A 20,143-nucleotide genomic window follows, 5' to 3' on the forward strand; every position below is an offset into this window, starting at 1 on the left:
GCCTAGAATCGAGTCAAATCCCTCGATGACGGTGTGCCATGTTTGATTTGAATGCCCTTCGCCTTGCAGCCCATACCGTGCACCAGACCCTGGCGCCCACACCGCAACTGGCCTGGCCTTTGCTGACCGAACGCATGGGTTGCACGGTATGGGTCAAGCATGAAAACCACACGCCCACCGGTGCCTTCAAAGTGCGCGGCGGCCTGTTGTATGTGCAGGGTTTGCTGGCCCGCGAACCGGGCACCAAAGGCCTGGTCACAGCCACACGCGGCAATCACGGCCAGAGCCTCGCACTGGCAGCGCGCAGCGTAGGCCTTCCAATCCGGATCGTGGTGCCGGAAGGCAACTCGGTGGAAAAGAATGCCGCCATGCGTGCCCTCGGCGCTACCGTGATTGAATGCGGCAAGGATTTTGACGAGGCCCGCACCCATGCGGCGGTGCTGGCACACACTTATAAATTGCACCTGGTCCCCGCCTTCCATCCCGACCTGATTCGCGGCGTGGCCACTTATGCGCTGGAGTTGCTAGAAGCAGTGGAAGAACTGGACACAGTGTATGTCCCCATCGGCATGGGCTCGGGCATTTGCGGGCTGATCCAGGCCCGCGACTTGCTGGGCCTGAAGACCGAGATTGTCGGTGTGGTGTCCGCGCACGCCGATGCTTATGCGCAAAGTGTCGAGCAGGGCCGTGTGGTCTGCACCGAGTCGGCCCACACGTTTGCTGACGGGCTGGCTTGTCGCCAACCGCTGCCCGAGGCGCTGGAAATTATTGCCAAGGGCGCGGCGCGGGTGATTCGGGTGTCCGACCAGCAGATCGCCCATGCGATTCGGGTCTACCATGAAACCACCCATAACACCGCTGAAGGCGCAGGCGCCGCCGCGCTGGCCGGCCTGATCAGCGAGCGCTCAAGGCAAAAAGGGCGCCGGGTTGCACTGATCCTGAGCGGCGCCAACATTGACCGCCTGCTGTATGCCGCCATTCTGGCCAACAGCGCTGACGCATGACCTAAAGGAGTGTGTATGCAGTACCTGATTCGCCGCGCCACACCGGGCGATGCCCAGGCCATCAGCAAGGTGGTGATTGCCGCCTTGCGCGAATCCAATGCCCGGGACTATTCCCCCGAGGTGATCACCCGGATCGGGCAGAACTTCTGCCCGGCCTCGATTCTGAAATTGATGCAGCAGCGCCAGATGTACGTGGCCGTACACGAACACCATGTAGTGGGAACTGCCAGCCTGGATCACGCGGTGGTGCGCAGTGTGTTCGTCAATCCGGGCCATCAGGGCCGAGGCATAGGCCAGGAATTGATGGCACGCATCAAGGAGGCGGCCATTGTTGCGCAGATTCAAGAGCTGCGGGTACCCTCCTCGCTTACGGCCGAGTCCTTCTACGCGCAACTGGGCTTTGCGAAAGTACGCGACGAGTTCCATGGGGACGAGCGCACCGTGATCATGGCCCTGCGTCTGGACGACTAAATCCCGGGGCAGCTATGCTGAGCCTGATGACTTCTTCTGCGTCGCTGCGCTCACCCTGCCCACCCGGCGCCTGCATCTGCGAGCGGGAGCAACTGTTGGCGACACCTGGCACCGACCTGCGCATCCTCAACCTCACGCGTCAGGCCGAGAAAGTGCTGATCGAGCGGCTGGAAAACCTGAAAAGCTTCGACGATCTTGAACATATGCAGCGCCGCATGCACGAGCAACTGGGCATTGAAGTACTGATCGACCCCGGCGTCACAGAAGTGCGTACCATGCGAGGCATTGCGATACACCTCGCCGAGCAACCGGGCCTGTGCCGAAAAACCCGACAGGCAATCCCGGCCGCCATCCGCCGGGCGCTGGAGAAACGACCTGAAATTGCCTGGAAACTGCTGGATGGTCACGGCTTGTTTAGCGACCCCTGAATCGGCTCTGAACAAGGGCTTTAACCCCGGAAAAGGTCATATTTTGCGGCATATGAACAAATTCGCTTGCCATAACCCGAATCTCTGCCCTATAAGCGCGTCTTTTAAATTAACTGAGTCATACCAATGAGTGCCGGATTCACCGAGGACGACATGCGCAGAGCGCTCGGCCTTGATCTGCCTGCTGCCCCGGTTCAACCTGAAGTTGAACCGGCTCCTGCCAAAACCATCCCTGCTCCGAAAAAAGCTGCGGCACCTGCCAAAGCGCCATCACCTGTGCCGAAAAAGCGCAGCGGGCCTGTCCTGCGCGTCACCATGCGGGTGACCAAGGTGTTTGACGGCGATGAAAGCCTGTTTGTCCATGACTCCAAGGATTTGAGCCGATTCAACGCCGAGCAAGAGGCGAAAAAAGCCCTGGCCAAGGCTGGCTTTAAATACTTTGAACTCGAGTCTATTGTTTCGGTGGACTGAGTCTGCCGCAGACCGCCCGTTTTGCCGCCACACCAAGGAGCCCGAACATGCAATCGCAACCCCTGAACGCCAGCGACTTTGACGTGATCGAAAACACGCTGCTCAAATACGGCGACGATCACTCCGTGCTCAACCCTTCGGAGCTCGACGGTTATTTCACCGCACTGGTTTCAAGCCCGACTCAGGTCGATATCGCCGACTGGTTCCCGGCAATCTGGGGCGGTCAGAACCCGGCCTGGGAAAACCCTGAGGAAGCCAAACAGTTCATCGAACTGAGCGTTCGCCATATCAATACCCTGGCCCGGCAACTGGCTGAGGACAGCAGCGCATTTGTTCCGCGTTTCGAGCAGACCGAACATCTGGGCCAGGATGTAACCCTGGCGGAAGAGTGGTGTTTTGGTTACACCCGTGCGGTGGCCATCAGCAACTGGCCAGCACTTCCGGCGCCGCAAGCACGCTTGCTCCAGGCCATCGCCGACTGCGCCGAGCAGGACAACTTCGAACTGCCCGACGACCTCGACGTTGCCGCCCACCAGCAAAGCGTTGCCGCCATTGCCCCTGCGGCCCGGGCGCTGCATGACTTCTGGTTGAGCCAGCGCTGACCTCGGCGAAGCTGATTTTGATTTTGTAGCAGCTGCCGAAGGCTGCGTCCGGCGGCGAAGCCGCCGTAAAATCAGCCACCGCGATTATCCAGATAAACCTTGCACTGCGCATTTACGATCGCTTCGCAATCGGACGCAGCCTTCGGCAGCTGCTACGAATTGTGCTGCGGCACACTATAGAAACCATCCCCATGACCACCCTCAGCCATTTCGATTCCCCGGTCAGCGAACCGATCAACAGCCAGATCCTGCAGCTCGTGGTCGATCACCTGAGCGATATCAGTGCGATGGAAATCGCCCCGAGCAATCTGCTGTACAGCATTTATCAGTACGCCATCGGCTTTGAAGTGCATCTGTACCTGCAGGCACTCGACGGCACCAAAGGCATTGCGATCGAGCTGATTGTCGCCACCGATGCCCAGGACCCGGAAAAAGTAACGGGCTTCGCCTTGTACCTGCCTTTCAAGGACGACCCCCAGGCCTGCGGCATTGCCTATATGGCCGAGCTGGCCAGCCACCGCCATCTGGGGGTGACCCGTTCGATGCTCGAGGAAGTCGTGCGCCGCTACCCTCACACCGAGCTGACTTGCAGTGTGACCAAGGTTGCGGAATTCGAGGCAATGGGGCTGCAAGTCATCGGTACCCGCGGACCGCAAGTGCTGATGAACACCCGTGACCATAGCAGCGACGGCCTGATGGCCGTGCTCGACGTCGCCGCGATCTACCAGTCCACCGAAGTGCGCCAGATCCATACCTACCTGCTGCAACGCAACGGCAAAAAGGCCATGCTCGACGCCGAGAAGAAACGTGATCGCCAGATCGATCAACTGACCGCCCGGGCCAAAGCCTTTGTGGCCCTGGCAAAAGACTAAAGGGGCGAAATAACGCATCATGGTTGCACTCCGTTAAGAGGGAACCCGTATGCGCGCTCACTTCACCCTGCCCCATCTCGGCGCCTTGACACTGAGTATGGTGTTCAGCGCTGGCGCCGTGGCCAGCGAAGAATCGCAACTGATCGACTCGATCAATGCTTACCGCAGCCAGATTCAATTGTGCGCAGGGCAGGCCTCGCAAGAGTTGCCGCCACTGTCGGCCGACACCCGCCTGGTGCTGCCGGCCAGCAGTTTTGGCGATTTGCAGCAAGCCCTGGCACAGGCGGCATACCCGATGGTCAACGTACAGGCGATCAACCTGTCCGGCCCCCGTGACGCCCAGGCCGCCATGAAAGCCGTCCAGGAAAGCTTTTGCCGCGTGGTGCTGGACCCGCAATTTGTCGATATCGGCGTCAGCCACGACCAGCGTGACTGGCGCATCGTTCTGGCCCGTCCGCTGCTGGCGGCACGCCTGGGAGACTGGCAGGCCGAAGGCCAGAAGGTCCTCGAGATGCTCAACAGCGCCCGTAACCAACCCCGCCAATGCGGCACCCAGGCCTTCGGCCCTGCCGCGCCCCTGACCTGGAACACCACCCTGGCTAGCGCTGCCGAGAGTCATTCACGGGACATGGCCAACAATAACTACTTCGATCACAAGGGCCGCGATGGCAGCACCCCGGGGGATCGCGCTGAACTGGCGGGCTATATCGCGCAGCAGATCGTTGAAAATATCGCCGCCGGGCAGGACACCACGCGCAAGCTGGTCGACGGCTGGCTGGCCAGCCCTGGTCATTGCGCCAACGTGATGAATCCGGGGTTTCGCGAGCTGGGCGCAGCCTACGCGGTAGACCCAAAAAGTGATGCAGGGATTTACTGGACGGCCCTGTTCGGGACGCAGTGAGGTATTGCGAAGGGGTTGAGCGAGGCGGTAACGCGAGATAAAGCAGCCCCACCCGAGCAGCGTCGGGTGGGGCCGTTTTTTTACAGCGCCATGTCAGCCGCTGGGTTGCTTGGAGCAGGCTTTGCCGGCTCCGTAGCAGGCGTTGCAGTGTGAGTTGCCGCCGGGATCGCCGGTGGTGGAGTCAATTGCAGGACTTCAGCCGTGTAGGCCCACTCTTGGGCAACGCGATCAGGATCGCCGTTCAGCTTGGTGCCATAGCTCGGCACGATCTGGTGCAGCTTCGCTTGCCACTCCGGTGTTGCAACCTTGTCCTTGAACACGGTTTCAAGCACGGTCAGCATGATCGGTGCAGCCGTGGAGGCACCCGGGGATGCGCCCAGCAGACCGGCGATGCTGCCATCTTTGGCGCTGACAATCTCGGTACCGAGTTTCAGCACGCCGCCCTTCTCTTCGTCACGCTTGATGATCTGCACGCGCTGACCGGCCTGCCACAGGCGCCAGTCTTCGGACTTGGCGTTCGGGAAGTACTCTTTCAACGCATTGAAGCGGTCTTCGTCCGACAGCATCAGCTGGCCGGCCAGGTATTCAACCAGTGGGTACTGTTCGATACCCACTTTGGTCATTGGCCAGATGTTGTGCGGGGTGGTGCTGGTCAGCAGGTCGAAGTACGAACCTTCTTTCAGGAACTTGGTCGAGAAAGTCGCGAACGGGCCAAACAGGATAACGCGCTTGCCATCCAGCACGCGGGTGTCCAGGTGCGGAACCGACATCGGTGGCGCACCAACCGAAGCCTTGCCGTAGGCCTTGGCCAGATGCTGCTCGGCAACAGTCGGGTTATCGGTTACCAGGAACGAGCCGCCAACCGGGAAGCCTGCGTATTCCTTGGCTTCAGGAATGCCGGACTTCTGCAGCAGGTGCAGGGCACCGCCGCCAGCGCCGATAAAGACGAACTTGGCGTCAGTTTCGGTTTTGCTGCCATCTTTCAGGTTTTTGTACACCACGCGCCACGAACCATCTTCATTGCGCTTGATGTCTTCAACTTCGCTCGACAGTTTCAGCGAGAAGTTAGGCTTGGTTTGCAGGTAAGCCGCGAACTGGCGTGTGATTTCGCCGAAGTTCACGTCAGTACCGATCGGAGACCAGGTGGCCGCGACTTTCTGGTTGGGATCGCGCCCTTCCATCATCAGCGGAACCCACTTCTTGATCTGCACCGGGTCTTCGGAGTACTGCATGCCCGCGAACAGAGGGCTGGCCTGCAGGGCTTCATAGCGCTTTTTCAAGAACTTGATGTTGTCATCGCCCCACACAAAACTCATGTGCGGCGTGGAGTTGATAAACGAGCGCGGATCTTTCAGTACGCCGTTCTTGACCTGCCACGACCAGAACTGACGCGATACCTGGAAAGCCTCATTGATTTCAATGGCCTTCGGGATTTCAACGTTGCCGTTCTTGTCTTCCGGCGTGTAGTTCAGCTCAGCCAGGGCGGAGTGACCGGTACCTGCGTTGTTCCAGCCGTTGGAGCTTTCCAGGGCAACGCCATCGAGACGTTCAATCATCTCCATGGACATGCCGGGTTCCAGCTCGTTGAGCCATACACCCAGAGTAGCGCTCATGATGCCGCCGCCGATCAGCAGTACATCCACGTGTTTAGGTTCTGCCGCATGCACGGAGGTAATCCCCATGGTCAGCGCCAGGCCCAGTAGCCCCTTGTTCATTTTTTTTAACATGTTGTAGTACCTAAGATAAAACGCCATCTGCCCGGCACTCGGTGCCTGAATTTGCCTGACCCACTACAGACGGTCACCTGCAATCGAGCCAGCTTCAAGCCCCGAACGGGCAGACATATAAGGCCTGTGCACGTTACAGACCTCACTTCATGTACCTTGGGCGCTGATCTCTTGTTGGTCTTGGCTTCAGCTACTTGGGTAACATTTTGGGTACAGCGGATGTGACTCCCTTGATGTCCGGCCTGCTCGCGGCTCCTTCCGGGGAACCTGCGTGGGCATGACGCTCCAGGGCGGCCAGCCGACTTACCGCGACATTCTACCTCAGGTGGCACTCTGGGCGAAGCAGCAGTAGCCAAGCCCCGCGCTCAGGTATAATCGTGCCTTTGCCCCGCCTATCAACAGGATTCACCCATGTCTTTAAGCAAACGCACCCAGGCACAGATCGAACGTCGCCTGATCACCTCCCTGACCGAGGCCTGCGAAACGGCCAAATCACAGATCCCGGGGTTTGCCTGGTTGACCCATGTTGTTGACTACGAGGCTTTCCCGGCCAGCCTGAAGGTGGTCTGGGTGTTCGATACGCAAGCCAGCAAAGACTTCGCCCTGGCCGATGGCGAGGCGCGCTATATGGGTGAACTGACGGCCCAGGCGCTGGCGGATGCCGGCGTAAAGGTGCGTAACGGCTCGGCCCATGTATTCTTCGATTCAGAAGAAGAGTGCCAGCGCAGTTGTGGCGGCAACTGGCCCAAGCGCCTGGCGCAAAAACAGACCGGACGCAGTTGAACCGTGGCAAAAGACATTGAAAACCCGTGCATTGCAGTTTGCCATTTAAGTGGTGAGCTCTGCGTGAGCTGCGGTCGAACCCGGGAAGATATCCGCAAGTGGCGGGGCATGAAGCGCCCGGAAAAAATGGCCGCCGTGCAGCGCGCCAGCGCTCGGCTCAAGAGCCTGCGCAAGAAGAACGGCTAAGCCCGCTACGCCAGATACTTGCCGAACCAGCCCAGGGTCCTGTTCCAGGCCAGAGTAGCCGCGGTTTCATCGTAGCGAGGCGTCGAGTCGTTATGAAAGCCGTGATTCACTCCCGGGTAGATATGCGCTTCATGGACTTTACCGTTACTGTTCAACGCCTGCTCAAAAGCTGGCCAGCCGTCATTGATCCGTGTATCCAGCCCGGCGTAGTGCAGCATCAACGGTGCCTGGATACGGGCGACCTCGTCTGCACCGGGCTGGCGCCCGTAAAACGACACTGCAGCTCCCAGCTCCGGGTAGGCCACTGCCGCCGCATTGGCCACCCCGCCGCCATAGCAGAACCCGGTAATCCCAACTTTGCCGGTACTGGCATCATGCTGCATCAACCACTCCACCGCCGCGAAGAAGTCATTCATCAGCCTGGCAGGGTCGACTTTTTGCTGCAACGCCAGGCCTTGCTCATCATTGCCGGGATATCCGCCCACTGACGTCAGGCCATCGGGTGCCAGAGCGATATATCCCGCCTTGCCCAGGCGCCGGGCAACATCTTCGATGTAAGGATTCAGCCCGCGGTTCTCATGCACCACCACCACGGCCGGCAGCTTGCCCGCCCCCTTGGCTGGCCGCACCAGATAACCGCGCACCTGGCCGTTGCCCCTGGGCGATGGGTACATGATGTACTCGGCAATGATATCCGGGTCGGTAAAGGAGACCTGCTCGGCGAGTGCGTAGTCTGGGCTCAACGCCGTCAGCACCGATAACGCAGTGGTGCCCAGGGCGAATACAGCAGCACGGTCAAGAAACTCGCGACGGTTGATCTTGCCGTGGGCGTAGTAGTCATAAAGCTCAAGTAACTCAGGGGCAAAGTCTTTCGCTGTCAGACGCGTCATCTTGGCGTTTCCTTGGGCCGGTAGCGCTTAACCATAGAGCAATTTGTAGCTAAATGCGTCTCAGAACTTTTACCTTGTGCTGTGGGATACCATACCGGCCATGCCTGAAACCTGTCAGGCCAGAACCATTAACTGAAGGGGTATCAAACGGTGAGAATTGCACTTGTGCTGTTGTTGAGCGCGTTTTCCATGCTGGCCCAGGCCGCGAATATCGGTGAGCGCCTGACGCCATGGACCCTGAACGACCAGCATGACCAACCCTACACGCTGGACGAAAAAACCCGCGTGCTACTGGTGGCGCGCAACATGGACGGCTCCAAGCTGGTCAAGGCTGCGCTGGAAAACCAGGCCAAGGGCTACCTGGAAGCACGCAATGTGGTGTTTCTCGCCGATGTGCAGCGCATGCCCTCGCTGATCGGCAAATTTATCGCCATCCCGGCCATGCGTGACTACAGCTACCGTGTTGTGCTTGACCGCGACGGGGCTGTTGCCGCCCAGTACCCCGGTGCCGAAGACAAGGTACTGTGGCTGCAACTGGATAGTGGCAAACTAATGTCACAGCAAGAGTTTTCCAGCGCCGACGAATTGCGTGCGGCACTGGAAAAACTGCCGGTGCAATAATCGCGTGTAAGGGATCTGGCTAGCACTTATCGCATCGGCGGCAAACCATAAGCCGCCAGATCAAAGTCGGCCAGCTGGCGGATGATCAGGTCGGCATGCGTGTACTTGCTGTCGGCCATGGCTACATCAGGTACGGCAATCGCAGTCATGTTGGCGGCTTTGGCAGCCGTTACCCCGAAAGGCGAATCTTCGAATACCAGGCAGTGCTCGGGCGCAACACCCAGGCGCCGTGCCGCCGTCAGGAAGATATCCGGTGCAGGCTTGGCTGCCCCCACTTCAGGGTCGTCAGCGGTGACAATGGTGTCGAACAGCTCAAACCACTCACCATGCAAGGTGGTTTTGTGGGCAAAGGAATGTTGCGATGAACTGGTGCCCACGGCAATTGGCACCTTGTGGGCCTTGAGATGGCGCACCAGCGCCTCGGCACCCGGCATGCCCGTGGCTTTGGGGAAGCGTTCTTTTAGCAACGGCTCGCGGACAACCAGAAATTCCTGCGCGGTGATCGGTAATTCCAGCGCCTTGACCAGAAATTCTGCCAGGTCCAGGGCGCCACGGCCGATGATGTGCTGCTTGATGCTCCAGTCATAGGTGCGACCGTAGCGTTCGGCGATGATCTGCGTGACTTCGGTGTAAATACCCTCAGTATCCAGCAATAACCCGTCCATATCGAAAATCACGGCCTTGATCGGGCCGACAGCAGCACGCGGTGTAGTCATCACAACAAATCCGTTGGCAGGAAGGATTCAGCACCATAACACCGGGAGAAGCACAATGTGCTGCAGTCATCGCCAATCATCAACTCTCAGCTGGTGATCAGCATCCGTGATCACGGCATCACCATATACGATTGGCACACTGCGCTGCAGGGGTTGAAAGTGGGCTTATTGCCCCACTCATAAATCCAATACTAGGAGGCACGCATGCCCCAGTCCCTGCCAACCCTGTGCGGTTCGATCATGGGCTCGCCCTTTTCTCTCTCTGCGAAAATCCACAATGCGGCCTACGCGGCCCTGGGCCTGGACTACACCTTCGTCTGCTTCGGCATCGAGGACCCGGTGGCGGGCGTCGCGGCCATCCGCGCATTGGGTGTGCGCGGCATGAACGTGTCCATGCCCTACAAAACCGTGGTGATGGAGCATCTGGACGCGATCGATGAGTCCGCACTGGTCATTGGCGCGGTCAACACCATCAATAACATCGACGGCGTTCTCACCGGCTACAACACCGACTACCTCGGTGCAGTACGCGCCCTGCAGGAAGTCTGCGAACTCAACAACCAGCGCATTGCCGTGATCGGCGCCGGAGGCGCAGCGCGGGCCGTGGTCTTTGGCTGCCTGCAAGCGGCAGCCCGGGTCACGGTGTTCAACCGCAGCAGTGAACGGGGCAAGGCCCTGAGCACAGACCTGGGCGCGCACTGGGGTGGCAGTGTCGAGGCCTTCGCAGCCCGGGATTTCGACATCGTGATCAATGCCACCAGCGTGGGCTTCAAGCAGCCCGACAACAATCCGCTGGACGGGCTGCTGGCCAGCCATCTGATCGTCATGGATGTAGCCTTTATGCCCGTGCGTACCGCCTTGCTTCTGCAAGCCGCCGCGCTGGGCTGCCGCACCGTGTCCGGCACACGCATGCTGGTGCAGCAGGCCTGCCGGCAAATCGAGTTGTACACCGGCATGGAGGCCCCCATCGACATCATGGAGCAGGCCATGCTCGAGGAGATACATCGACTCAAATTGTAAGCCCCCCCTGCTGCCTATCGATAACAAGATGCCGTAAAGGCGCCTACCAGAAGGTACCAACATGACTCACGATCATGCTTCATCTGATATTGAATTGGTCCCCGAAAGCCCGGAACACAAAAAAGACCTGCACCGCGCCGCCTGGGCCTGCTCCCTGGGCAGTGCGCTGGAATACTACGACTTTGCCCTCTACACCCTGGCAGCGGCGCTGATTTTCGGGCCGCTGTTCTTTCCTGAACAAACCCGCACCATGAGCCTGATTGCCAGCTTCGGCACCTACTTCCTGGGCTTCGCGATAAGGCCATTGGGTGGTGTGCTGTTCGGCATGATCGGCGACCGCGTGGGACGCAAGTTCGTGCTCACCTCCACGGTGTTGCTGATGGGTATTTCCAGCACCCTGATCGGTGCCCTGTCCACGTTTGATCAAGTCGGCTACCTGGCCCCGGTGCTGCTGGTGGTGCTGCGTTTGCTCCAGGGCCTCGGTGCAGGTGCCGAACAGGCCGGCGCGGCAGTGATGATGACCGAGTATGCCCCCCCGGGCCGACGCGGTTTTTACGCTGCCCTGCCCTTCCTTGGCATTCAACTGGGCACCATCCTTGCCGCGCTGGTGTACTTCATGGTTATCAGCAGCAGTGACAACGTGCTCGAAAGCGGGTTGTGGCGCATACCGTTCTTCAGCAGCGTGGTGATCGTCGCCCTGGGCCTTTACATGCGCCTGTCGCTCAAGGAGTCGCCGACCTTTATCCGCCTCAAGGCCCTCAAGCGCGTCTGCGACAATCCGCTAAAAAGTGCGATGAAACACTCAAAACCGACGCTGCTGCTGGGCATTGGCCTACGCCTGGGAGAAAACGGCGGGTCTTCGATTTATCAGGCCCTGGCGGTGAGTTACATCGTTGGTGTGGTCGGCCTGCAAGGGCCGGTGGGCGTGCTCACCTTGATCTGCGCCGCCAGCCTGGGTGCTCTGACCGTGCCGATTGCCGGTAAACTCAGCGACCGTTTTGGCCGTGTAGTGGTGTACCGGGCCTTTGCGCTGCTGCAACTGGCACTGGCGTTCCCGGTATGGTGGATACTGAGCCAGGGCAATGTGATCGCGAGCATTATTGCTATCTCTATTGCGCTGGGCATCGGCACCTGGGGCATGTTCGGCACCCAGGCGGCGCTGATGCCTGAACTGTTCGGCTCGCGCCACCGCTATATGGGCGTATCCATTGCCCGGGAAGCCTCGGCGGTGATTGCTGGCGGTATTGCGCCCTTGATTGGCGCCGGGCTGATCGCTCTGGTCGTGGCCAGTCACGATGGCGATGCCAGCGCCGGTATCGGCGCCTGGTTGCCGATTGCCTGCTACCTGTCGCTGCTGACGCTGATCACCCTGTACACCACCTTCAAGACCCCGGAAACCCTCAACCGAGATCTGGACGAGCCCCGTGATGCCTGGGAAATGCTGCCTGCTCACAACGCTCCGCAGATGACGCCACAGCCGGTGGTGCAACCGACGCCACGCTGATGCTGCGTGCTGCAACCTGACTCATGCAAGAGCCTGCTGACTGCAGGCTTTTTTGCGCCAGCACGATGCTGCTCTCCTCGTAATCATAATCGGTCACCAGAAATACCACCGCGACTGACGCAACGCTAAGAAAGGTCTGACTGTATTGATTCGGGATAAAAGTAGAATCTCAGGCAAGGAGTGAATCGCCCTCACAGTGACAGGAGTCAGGCGTCAGATGGCGGCCCGACGTCACTTGCCAATCGCAGGAGACAATATGAAATCATCCATTACCCTTTACGACGCGCTGACATCCATCAGTATGCCTTCAGGTAAAACTAAAGCCGTTGTCGAAGCCTGGGAGAATGAAGTGAAAGATCTCGCCTCCAAATCAGACCTGGGGCAAACCGAACGGCACCTGAAAGCCTCCATTTCAGAATTGGGCGCTGAACTGCGCGTTCTGATAAGGGAGCAAGGTGTAGAGCTCAGGTCATCCGTCAAGGAACAAGGCCTCGAACTGCGCTCGTCAATTACTGCGCTGGAGGCCCAGGGCAAGATTGTTCACTGGCAGTTCGGCATCATCTTCATTTGCATCAGCGTGCCATCGATCAAATTGGGATATGACTTTCTCAACAGGGCTTTACTGGGGGAGTAAAGCCCTGGCAAACCTTGGTGATGACTTCAACTGAACAGCCCTCCATCATTATGGGCTGTTCAGTATCCGGCTTGGGCTTGAAGCAGCTTGCGCATGAAAACCCGGGCAAAGCCGTATTGCGTGGCCCTGTGGGATTCCTGATAACCGAGCTCTTTATAGAGTTCGATGCATACCAGGAATCAGCGTGGATGGCTGATTGCCAAGGATGGAGTTGCCGGCACCCTGGCTGGCAACTCCATGGCATCACCCGTCGATAAACACCTTCAGAGGCGGTTCGTGCATCAGGAAGTTCTGGTGCGAGATATTCCAGGCATAGGCACCCGCCAGGCTAAACACCAGCAGGTCACCAATCGCCAGTTGCGCAACAGGTTGCTGCCTGGCCAGCACATCCTTGGGCGTGCACAACTGGCCTACCAGGGTGACGTCCTGACCGCTTATCTGCGGGGGGTTTGTGCCCCGCATAACCGTGAACGGATGGTTATGGTCTTGCGCTGCAGGCGTGCGGAAATGATGAGTGCCGCCTCGACCAATGGCAAAAAACTCGCCGTGGCTGCTTTTGATATCCAGCACCTGCATGACGTAATAGCCGCAGGCTGCGCTGATAAAGCGACCAATTTCGAAGCGGATTCGGGTCGCGCCCATACCGAACTCATCAACCAGCCCCTTGAGCCCCTGACAAAACCTTGGCCAGTCGAACGACTGCGCCGGGTTCTGGTAGTTGATGCCCATGCCGCCTCCGACATTCAGCACGGGCAGTTGCAGGTCGTGGTCGACACACAACTGGCGGAAAGTCAGGAAGTAGCTGCGTATCAACTCAAGGTGCGCGTCGACATCCAGCTGGTGTGACAGCATATGAAAGTGCAGCCCCTTGAGCTCCAGAGACGGCTCTTCGCGCAATAATTGCAGTGCACTTGCCAGCCCCTGCTCGTCCAGCCCGAACGGCGTGGGCTTGCCGCCCATGACCAGCCTGCTCTGCGGTGCCTGCGTCAGCTTGAGGTTCAAGCGCAACATCAGCGCAGCCCTCACGCCACGCTGGCGAGCGATGCGCGCCAGACTGCGAAGCTCGGTCACGCTCTCTACATGAAACGCCGAGATGCTGTACTGCATGGCGATATCCAGTTCACGATCAAGCTTGCCCGGGCCGCCAAAGATCAGTGGCTCGTCGGGGCACTGCTCATGCAGCCAGGCCAGCTCCCCGCCCGAGGCCGCTTCGAAACCGTCTACCCACGGTGCAAGGGTTTTCAACACCCGCGCCTCCGGGTTGGCCTTGGCGGCATAGAACAATTCGCAGTTAACGGGCAGCACCTCGCGCATTGCCTTTATATGCTGTTCAAGGGCAGGCAAGTCGTAGACATAGGCACACAATGGCCCCTCGTGTTCAGCCTTGAGCTGATCGATACAGCGGGTGACAGCGACAGGAAGAGTCATGCGCACTTACTCTTTGCAATAAACGCCAACGGGCTGGGCAGCTGGGTGTAACCCGCTTCGCGATCGGCGCGCATCATCAGACGGGTCATAAAGTTTTCCTTGCCGGGGAATGGCGCACCGGCGCACAACTCGCGCAGCTGCTGCGGATGACCGAGAAGCGCGCACTGTTCGTGCAACAGCTCGCCGGTGCGCGTCCACAACTGTTGTTCCAGAGCATCGCTACCATTGGCCAGATGAAAAATCGCCTCGCCCAGATTATTCACCAGCGCACAGTAAGCCACCCGCTGCCAGGCCTTTTGCGCGCTGTAGTACACCGAGTTGCGGGTACGCTCGTCGAGCGCGCTCAAGCGTTCTGCCGGCCAGATTTCAGGAACCAGCTTGGTGCCCTCCAGATCGCGGATCCACACCCGGTTCGGCAAGCCGTCCTGAGCAAAGCCGACAACCGTGTTTTGTAAATGCGGCTCCAGCGCCACCCCCTGACGGAACAGGCAGTGCAGCACGCCGCCGAGCATTTTCGCGGCATAGGCATCCAGCCAGTTGAGCGTGGCCTGCTCAATGCCCAGGCCGGTGATGTCGGCATAACGTCGAACCTGGTGACGACAGACACTGCGACCTTGCAAGTCCCAGGTAAACAGCGCCATTGCCACCTGCGGCTGATACGCCCCGCGATCGGCCATGGACAGGTTTTCCCGGTAAACGATACCGAAGCATTCGGTGACTTCGCGGGCCTGCTCCAGCGTACCCAAAGCACCGAGATCAAGGCTGGAGGCTGCGGGCTCGGGCATCAGCAAAAAGCCCGGCTGCCGGATTGCCAGCTCGCTCATGACCGGCCGGAGCAGATGAGTCAGGGCCACGGCACTGTCCAGCTCATACCAGGCATTCTTGCGTACGCAATTGGTCAGCCGCACATGCATCGAGAACTTCATGAAATAAGCCAGTTGCGGGTGGTAGAGCGTACGCACCGACGAGGTCGGGAACATGGCCTGACCCAGAGGGCCGAGGTATTCGATCAGACCCTGCTGTTGCGCCCGCTGCACCAGCGGATCGGCCAGTATGCGGGCGACTTCCCAGGGGTGACACGGATAGGCGTCGTCGCGCCCCGACAGTTGCTGCAGGGTACTGCGCGGGTCCTCACCCTGATGGCGAAACAGCGCCGGGTCGATCTTGAACCAGTGCAACTGAAAACACGCCCCAACCTCAGGCGAGCAGGCCAGCAAATCGTTATGGGAAATACCCTCGCGGCTTTTCGGTGTCGGGTGCAGGGCATGCCCCCAAAGCTGATGCTGCTCGGATGCGAGCAGGCTGTCGGCAGCTTCGTTGGCCGGACGGGAATGACGCAAAAAGGCCCGGGTGATCTGCAGGCTGTTGGCGAACTGTTGCAGCATCTCGCCGACACGCCCGGCACCGCTCAGTGGCGTACACAGAAGGCTGGCCAGTTCCCGGGCCTCCAGTGGCCGCCAGCCCTGCTGGTTGCCCTTGAAATAAGGCGCGCCGATGTAATGACAGCGGCCCAACAGGCTGGCGCTGTCGATGCGCACCACCAAACGGCCGCCCGGCAGGTTGATGCTGATGCAACGAGCGCCGGCCTGACGCAGACTCATCGGCACATCCTGTGCCTGGTAGTTCAGATCGGCTTCGTTGCGCGGCAATGCATATTCGCGCAAATAGCAATTGAGCAGGCACTCGATGGCATGGCGCTGGGCTTCACCATCAAGGGCATGGTCATTCAGGGACAAGGTATTGGGAACGAACGTCATGCCGGAATCTCCCGGGAAGTGATCATTAGAGGGCGCGCCATGACCATGGCGGCCATGGCAGCCAGGCAGGCAACCAGAAAGGGGGATGCAATGCCGCAGGTCTGAGTGACCAGAGCAGCCGTAACACCGGCAGCGGTACCGGCCCATTTGCCGCTGGAGTCAAACCAGCCGAACAGGCGCCCTGCACTGCCTTGCCGGCTGCGCTGACTAAGGCAGCGGTGCAGCCCGACAAAGCTGAGCAGCATGCCCGCGCCACTGAGCAGACGCAGGGCGAACAACGGCTCTGCCTGCACGCTCCAGAATTGCAGCGCATTGCTGATCGCCAGCAGCGCCAGCCCCGGCAACAGGACGTTGCCCTGATACTTGTGGACCCAGGGCAAGGCCAGCAGATAAACCAAATGCGGCAGGCTGTAGAGCACACCGATCAAGGTGTCGTTACCTATCCCCAATTGTTCACCGTATGGCATGAAGTAGGGAAAGGTGACCACCATGGCGAAGCTGAACAGGAACTGCACCGCCAGCAGGCGCGCCATGTCGGCTGGCAGTTGGCCTGGCGGCGGTTTTTGTTTGCGGTCCAGGGCATGCCCGGGCTTGTCGTTGGGCAGCGCCAACACCAGAACAAAAGCCAGCAGCGGCAACCACGCCAGCCAGCTGTAAAGGTTGATGCCCAAGCCCCGGGAGGTCAGCAGCCCCAGCAGGATCGGGCCGCTGATCATTGCCAGCCGTGCCGAATACTGAGTCCAGTTCAGGGCGCGGGACAGCCCGGAGCCCTTGAGCTGGGTCGACAGGTAGGCGTTGGAGGCCGCCATTGCTCCGCCGAAGGTGCCCTGGATAACCAATGCCAGCACGAACACGGTCAGATTAGGGCTCAAGCCTGCCAGCAGAAAACCCGCGAACAACCCGGCGTGGGCGCGCAGCAACGACAGACGACAACCGTTGCGATCGGCCCAGCGCCCCCATACTGGCGCGGCCAGGGCGGTGCACAGGGTTGGCAGGACAAACAGCACGCCGATGGCCCATCCCGGCGTGCCGGGCGCGAGGTCGCCCAGGATGCGCGGTAGATAGAGCGGAATCCCCAGCGCCGTAAAGGCCGACAGGTAATGCCCCAACAAGACGCTGGCGATTAAACGGCGCTGCATGGCACCTCCTCCAGCAGGAAATTCGCCGCGCTGTAGCCATAGAACTTGTTGATATCACTGGCACCGGAATGGGCCTTGCTGAACAGGCTGCCGGCGCTGAGCAGGTACTTGACCGGCAACCTTGGGCTGTCGAGCAACCAGCGGCGTGCGTCGTCACAGTTGATGCCTTCGGCTTCGAGCTGCTGCAGACAACCGGTCAAGCGCCGGCGCAGCGTGTCGTACAGGCTGGCTTGAGGCGCCAGCCCCGCTGCCGCAATGGCCTGCAAAATTGCGACGATATTCAGTTGCAGGGTGATGGTGCAGAACATCTCGGCCAAAGGCTGACTGCTGTTGACACGAATGCGCTCATCCTGCAAGGCGGCTGGCAGCCCGGCAAGATCAGCACAAGCTGCAGCGAAACGTTGCGGCCAAAGGCGCGCGGCGTCGTTGTCCTTCATCAACAGGCGCATTGGCCGGCCGTGTTCGAATATCAGCACGGCGTTCTGCTGGTTGGCCTCAAGCGCGATGCCGTATCGCAGCCACAGCCGTAGATGAACCTGCAGTAACAGGTCAAGGTAGTCGTCGAGCCAGTGTTGCAGGGAGCCGGCATAAAAACGCTCGACCAGCTGTTCGAGGAACAGGCGCCCACCCGCAAGAGGGCTGGCCAGTGCAGCCACCGGCACCAGTGTGGTGTGCTCCAGCCCCGCCGGATAGCGGCGCACGATATAGGCCAGATGACGGCTTTGGGCGACATGACCGCCGTGTTGTTCATCTACGTGCAAATAGCGTGATCCCAACTCCGGATCTCGCCTGGCGAGCGCCTGCAAGGTGGTTTCAAACCAGTGGCCATCGTACAGGGTGCTTGGCTTGATCAGACGCAGATTGCGCGCGCCCAGGGTAGTGACCAGCAACGGTAATTTGATATGCCAATGAGGCTGATCAATGCACACCACCGTACGCACAGACAGCGTCGGCTCAACCTGCATGGCCGTGCGTGGCGCCTTGAGTGCGCCCTCAGGCAAGCCATACTGTTCAAGCACAGCCCAGGTCAACGGATGCACCGGCAGCAGTGAGTGGCTGTTGTGCAAAGTGCCTGGCAAGCCTACTTCCTCGAAACCCGGCCAGTGCGGCGGCTGCACACTGGTGAGGGTCATGGCCTGCCTGGGGATCGCCAGCCAGTTGAGTTCGAAACGCGGTGCAAACTCCGGCGCATAGCGTTCAAGGGCTGCGCCATCGAAGCCGCTTTTGGCCCGTGCAGTCGGGTAGTACGGGTGGTCCAGATAGCTGGCCAGCTGGTCAATCTTCAACAGGCGCTGCGACCAGTGCTGGAGCCCGATCACATCGCCGAGCGCGGCGGCATTGCGTTGACCGGCTTGCTTGCACAGGGTCCGGTGTTGCGTGGCGCAATCGGCCTCTTTCAGATACGCCTCGAACAACCCCAGGCTTTCAGCGTCCAGCCCCTGGCTCAGATGGCCAAGCCAGAGTGAGTAGCCACGCTGGACCTCAGGCGGGTGCTGTCGCGATACCCGGATCCAGGCATCGCCGGTAACACTCCAATCCTGCAACGGATACGCCTTGACCACTGGCAGCCACAACTCGTCAGCCGCCAGATCGGTGATCCGCAGCCAGATGCCGCTGGGTTGATGCGCAAGCAGCTGATGCAACGCCTCGGGCAGCGGACAGATCCGGCCCTGACTGACAACTCCGCGGATATCTTCACGCAGGCAGCAATCGATGATGCGGCGGGTGATGTAGGCCTGATCGGCAACTTCTGGTTGCAGGTTCATGCCACCACCCATTTCAGGTCGTTGAGGGTCGAATGCAATTGCGCATCCAGGCTCACGTCATCCGGGGCAATCAGGCGCAATACGCCGACGTAGTCCTTGTTGGAGTGGCTGATGGTCACCGTGTCGCCGGGATGTTGCAGCGCCCGGTAATCGCACCAGTGGTCTGCGGATTCGACATTGAAACTGGCACTGGCCTGATCCAGCCGCCCCGAACGCTCGGCCACCAGATAGTGCACGGTTGCCTGGGCCCGAGCCGGTTGTGCGTCGACCAGCGCCTGCCCCAGATGCAGGGCAACGATTCGGTCAAACCAGCCCTGTGGCAGCAGCCGGTCCAGCAAAAACTCGCGGCCGTCACCGATACTGCGATAGTTGATCTCGACCAGCACCGGGCCTTGTGCGGTGAGGATGAATTCGCTGTGGCAAACGCCAAAATTGACCCCGAATGCCGCCACTTGCGCCAGCGCCGCGGTGCGCTGTGCGCTGCTTAGCGGGCCATTCCAGCGGGCAGCGAGTTCGACAAAATGGGGCGGCGCAGAAAGGCTTACGTCAAAGCCGCCAATGGCTTGCAGGCTACGACCGTCACCGAGGGTTTCAAGGGTGAACAGTGGCCCTTCCAGGTAAGCCTCCAGCAGCAGTGCACGGTCCGGTTGCTGCTCCCAGAACCGTTCACAGTAAGCACTCAGTTCAGCGGCGTTGTGACACAAGCGCACGTCCAGGCTGGCCACCCCTTCACGGGGCTTGGCCACCACTGGCCATGGCGCATCAGCAGGCAACGCGCAGCCCGAGGCAAGCACCTGGAACCACGGCCCGGGCAGGCCCAGACGCTGCATGCGCTCACGCATGGCGGCCTTGTTCTTGGCGGCATGGCACAACCGCCAGTTCTTGCCGGGGCACTCGAACGCCTCCGCCACGACTGCTGTCGCGGTTTGCAGGTGATCGCTGTTGGAAAATACGGCAACCGGGCGCAAACCCTGGCCATTGAGGGTTTCGATGACCGCCAGCGGGTTGAATACATCACATTCGATCACCTGCAGCCGGTCCGGCGAAAGAGACGAGCTGGCAAGCAGGCGACGATGTTCCTGAGCATGATCGGTGATCAGCACAATTGGCAGCCCGCGCTGCTGCGCGGCTGGCATAAAGCCCTCGAGAATGGCTGGGTGTGCGACGTGAGCAAGGATGACGAATGGACGTTGCATGGCACTTTCCTGGGGGCAACAGTTGCC

General features: G+C 60.0%; 21 protein-coding genes. 13 read left to right on the top strand and 8 right to left on the bottom strand.

Features of this window, described 5'->3' with window-relative positions; genetic code table 11:
• The first annotated feature begins 38 nt into the window (after window positions 1-38).
• The 7 genes from QN377_RS13460 to QN377_RS13490 all read left to right on the top strand — a co-directional run bounded on the left by QN377_RS13460 (window position 39) and on the right by QN377_RS13490 (window position 4,749).
• Window positions 39-1,004 carry a threonine dehydratase gene (locus QN377_RS13460; protein ID WP_095000444.1) on the top strand — a complete coding sequence of 322 codons (966 nt, stop codon included), beginning with the start codon at window positions 39-41 and terminating at the stop codon, window positions 1,002-1,004.
• A 15-nt stretch (window positions 1,005-1,019) separates the two neighbouring features.
• Window positions 1,020-1,475 (top strand): GNAT family N-acetyltransferase, encoded by a 456-nt coding sequence (locus QN377_RS13465; protein ID WP_322213004.1) that lies wholly within the window; start codon window positions 1,020-1,022, stop codon window positions 1,473-1,475.
• Window positions 1,476-1,501: 26 nt separating this feature from the next.
• Window positions 1,502-1,903 (top strand): hypothetical protein, encoded by a 402-nt coding sequence (locus QN377_RS13470; protein WP_095000642.1) that lies wholly within the window; start codon window positions 1,502-1,504, stop codon window positions 1,901-1,903.
• A 126-nt stretch (window positions 1,904-2,029) separates the two neighbouring features.
• Window positions 2,030-2,374 carry a hypothetical protein gene (locus tag QN377_RS13475; protein WP_095000446.1) on the top strand — a complete coding sequence of 115 codons (345 nt, stop codon included), beginning with the start codon at window positions 2,030-2,032 and terminating at the stop codon, window positions 2,372-2,374.
• 47 nt (window positions 2,375-2,421) lie between these two features.
• Window positions 2,422-2,976 (top strand): UPF0149 family protein, encoded by a 555-nt coding sequence (locus QN377_RS13480; RefSeq protein WP_095000447.1) that lies wholly within the window; start codon window positions 2,422-2,424, stop codon window positions 2,974-2,976.
• 191 nt (window positions 2,977-3,167) lie between these two features.
• Window positions 3,168-3,848: a GNAT family N-acetyltransferase gene (locus tag QN377_RS13485; protein WP_218722922.1), complete on the top strand. Its 681-nt coding sequence runs from the start codon at window positions 3,168-3,170 to the stop codon at window positions 3,846-3,848.
• Window positions 3,849-3,897: 49 nt separating this feature from the next.
• Window positions 3,898-4,749, top strand: a complete 852-nt coding sequence (locus QN377_RS13490) for a CAP domain-containing protein (RefSeq protein ID WP_322213006.1) — start codon at window positions 3,898-3,900, stop codon at window positions 4,747-4,749.
• A gap of 80 nt (window positions 4,750-4,829) precedes the next feature.
• Here QN377_RS13490 and mqo read toward each other — a convergent pair whose 3' ends face one another.
• On the bottom strand, window positions 4,830-6,476 hold the full coding sequence (gene mqo / locus QN377_RS13495) for a malate dehydrogenase (quinone) (RefSeq protein ID WP_095000450.1): 1,647 nt from the start codon (window positions 6,474-6,476) through the stop codon (window positions 4,830-4,832).
• Between the two features lie 411 nt (window positions 6,477-6,887).
• On the opposite strand from mqo, the gene QN377_RS13500 reads away from it, so the two are divergent.
• On the top strand, window positions 6,888-7,259 hold the full coding sequence (locus tag QN377_RS13500; RefSeq protein ID WP_095000451.1) for a hypothetical protein: 372 nt from the start codon (window positions 6,888-6,890) through the stop codon (window positions 7,257-7,259).
• A gap of 3 nt (window positions 7,260-7,262) precedes the next feature.
• On the top strand, window positions 7,263-7,445 hold the full coding sequence (locus tag QN377_RS13505) for a DUF1289 domain-containing protein (protein WP_322213008.1): 183 nt from the start codon (window positions 7,263-7,265) through the stop codon (window positions 7,443-7,445).
• Between the two features lie 5 nt (window positions 7,446-7,450).
• Here the strand turns inward: QN377_RS13505 and yghX are convergent, their stop codons facing one another.
• Window positions 7,451-8,335, bottom strand: a complete 885-nt coding sequence (gene yghX / locus QN377_RS13510; RefSeq protein ID WP_322213010.1) for a YghX family hydrolase — start codon at window positions 8,333-8,335, stop codon at window positions 7,451-7,453.
• Window positions 8,336-8,485: 150 nt separating this feature from the next.
• Between yghX and QN377_RS13515 the strand changes: the two genes are divergently transcribed.
• Window positions 8,486-8,956: an FAD/FMN-containing dehydrogenase gene (locus QN377_RS13515; protein WP_150628397.1), complete on the top strand. Its 471-nt coding sequence runs from the start codon at window positions 8,486-8,488 to the stop codon at window positions 8,954-8,956.
• Between the two features lie 26 nt (window positions 8,957-8,982).
• Here QN377_RS13515 and QN377_RS13520 read toward each other — a convergent pair whose 3' ends face one another.
• Window positions 8,983-9,672: an HAD-IA family hydrolase gene (locus QN377_RS13520; protein WP_095000455.1), complete on the bottom strand. Its 690-nt coding sequence runs from the start codon at window positions 9,670-9,672 to the stop codon at window positions 8,983-8,985.
• Between the two features lie 204 nt (window positions 9,673-9,876).
• On the opposite strand from QN377_RS13520, the gene aroE reads away from it, so the two are divergent.
• The 3 genes from aroE (at window position 9,877) to QN377_RS13535 (ending at window position 12,830) form a co-directional block, all read left to right on the top strand.
• Window positions 9,877-10,692, top strand: a complete 816-nt coding sequence (gene aroE, locus QN377_RS13525; protein ID WP_322213013.1) for a shikimate dehydrogenase — start codon at window positions 9,877-9,879, stop codon at window positions 10,690-10,692.
• A gap of 61 nt (window positions 10,693-10,753) precedes the next feature.
• On the top strand, window positions 10,754-12,196 hold the full coding sequence (locus QN377_RS13530; protein ID WP_323567632.1) for an MFS transporter: 1,443 nt from the start codon (window positions 10,754-10,756) through the stop codon (window positions 12,194-12,196).
• 256 nt (window positions 12,197-12,452) lie between these two features.
• A complete protein-coding gene (locus QN377_RS13535; protein WP_095000458.1) occupies window positions 12,453-12,830 on the top strand; it encodes a DUF1640 domain-containing protein in 378 nt (125 codons plus the stop codon).
• A gap of 243 nt (window positions 12,831-13,073) precedes the next feature.
• Here the strand turns inward: QN377_RS13535 and QN377_RS13540 are convergent, their stop codons facing one another.
• The 5 genes from QN377_RS13540 to QN377_RS13560 are packed head-to-tail and all read right to left on the bottom strand — an operon-like array spanning window position 13,074 to window position 20,116.
• A complete protein-coding gene (locus QN377_RS13540; protein WP_322213014.1) occupies window positions 13,074-14,258 on the bottom strand; it encodes a type III PLP-dependent enzyme in 1,185 nt (394 codons plus the stop codon).
• A complete protein-coding gene (locus QN377_RS13545; RefSeq protein ID WP_296302152.1) occupies window positions 14,255-16,015 on the bottom strand; it encodes an IucA/IucC family protein in 1,761 nt (586 codons plus the stop codon). Before QN377_RS13545 ends, QN377_RS13540 begins: the two co-directional genes overlap by 4 nt.
• A complete protein-coding gene (locus QN377_RS13550) occupies window positions 16,012-17,154 on the bottom strand; it encodes an MFS transporter (RefSeq protein ID WP_095031646.1) in 1,143 nt (380 codons plus the stop codon). Before QN377_RS13550 ends, QN377_RS13545 begins: the two co-directional genes overlap by 4 nt.
• On the bottom strand, window positions 17,139-18,920 hold the full coding sequence (locus QN377_RS13555) for an IucA/IucC family protein (protein ID WP_322213016.1): 1,782 nt from the start codon (window positions 18,918-18,920) through the stop codon (window positions 17,139-17,141). The genes QN377_RS13550 and QN377_RS13555 overlap by 16 nt, the downstream gene beginning before the upstream one ends.
• Window positions 18,917-20,116: a siderophore biosynthesis protein PvsA gene (locus QN377_RS13560; protein WP_322213017.1), complete on the bottom strand. Its 1,200-nt coding sequence runs from the start codon at window positions 20,114-20,116 to the stop codon at window positions 18,917-18,919. Before QN377_RS13560 ends, QN377_RS13555 begins: the two co-directional genes overlap by 4 nt.
• Window positions 20,117-20,143 lie beyond the last annotated feature (27 nt).

The organism is Pseudomonas sp. CCC4.1, from assembly GCF_035019225.1.
Classification (GTDB): domain Bacteria; phylum Pseudomonadota; class Gammaproteobacteria; order Pseudomonadales; family Pseudomonadaceae; genus Aquipseudomonas; species Aquipseudomonas bubulae.